Origin of the sequence: Pseudoalteromonas sp. GW168-MNA-CIBAN-0100, from assembly GCF_040309225.1 — a bacterium.
GTDB classification, from domain to species: Bacteria; Pseudomonadota; Gammaproteobacteria; order Enterobacterales; family Alteromonadaceae; genus Pseudoalteromonas; species Pseudoalteromonas arctica.
On sequence record NZ_JBEOOL010000071.1, the window covers coordinates 1 to 768 of the forward strand.

The following is a 768-nucleotide window of genomic DNA, read 5'->3' on the forward strand; positions in this document are numbered from 1 at the left end:
AGTTAAACTCTTCGAACGTCTTGATATCTTTAAGTAGTGAGGCCATGTCTTTGTAAAACAAAAACGTTTTATCGTGCTCGTATCGACGCATGTTCTCAGACAACAATAAGTTCCAAATGCCACGCGCTGTCGCGCCAAACTCAACGAGTTTAGCTTCTTGCTCTGGCGTAGGATTTAGCCTGTAGTTGTATCTAAGCGTCTTTTTCATATACTGTATAGACTACTGTATATGAAAGGGTTGTCAAGATCGAATATGAAACTAAATCACACTGCAAATATCTAATAGCGTTACATTTAATCTTAGTTGTGAAATATAGAAGGCAATTGCTACAAGGTAACTTAGGTGATTTTGTAAAACAAAAAATCACTGAAATTGCAGAGCGCTCAGAATTTAATATCGAAGAGATCGAGGTGGACAAAGATCATATACACATATTGCTAACGATCTCTCCCAATATCAGTGTTGCGAGTTACGTTAGGAGAATTAAACAATCTACAACGCAAAGTCTATGTTCGAGATTTAAATGGTTTAAATGGTTTAAAAAGCAATTCTGGGTTAAAAAAACATTTTGGTCTGACGGATATTTTGTTTGCTCTGTTGGAAATGCGGCTGCTGATACAATTCGAAAATACATTCAAGAGCAGGGCTAACTATTCCGATTCATCCCATCGACGCCGCTTCGCGTCGATCAATGGGTTTTCTCGGAAAATTTCGATAAAATCGCACCTACAAGTAAATCCAAGTACCAAGCTTGATAGGGCGTATTG

General features: G+C 37.9%; 2 protein-coding genes. One reads left to right on the forward strand and one right to left on the reverse strand.

Annotated elements, in window-relative coordinates; translation table 11 throughout:
- Nucleotides 1–208, reverse strand: a 208-nt coding sequence (locus AAEY62_RS20030) for a helix-turn-helix domain-containing protein (protein WP_350635900.1), incomplete at its 3' end; no start/stop codon positions are given.
- A 38-nt stretch (nt 209–246) separates the two neighbouring features.
- Here AAEY62_RS20030 and tnpA point away from each other — a divergent pair.
- Nucleotides 247–651: an IS200/IS605 family transposase gene (gene tnpA / locus AAEY62_RS20035; RefSeq protein WP_350635903.1), complete on the forward strand. Its 405-nt coding sequence runs from the start codon at nt 247–249 to the stop codon at nt 649–651.
- Nucleotides 652–768 lie beyond the last annotated feature (117 nt).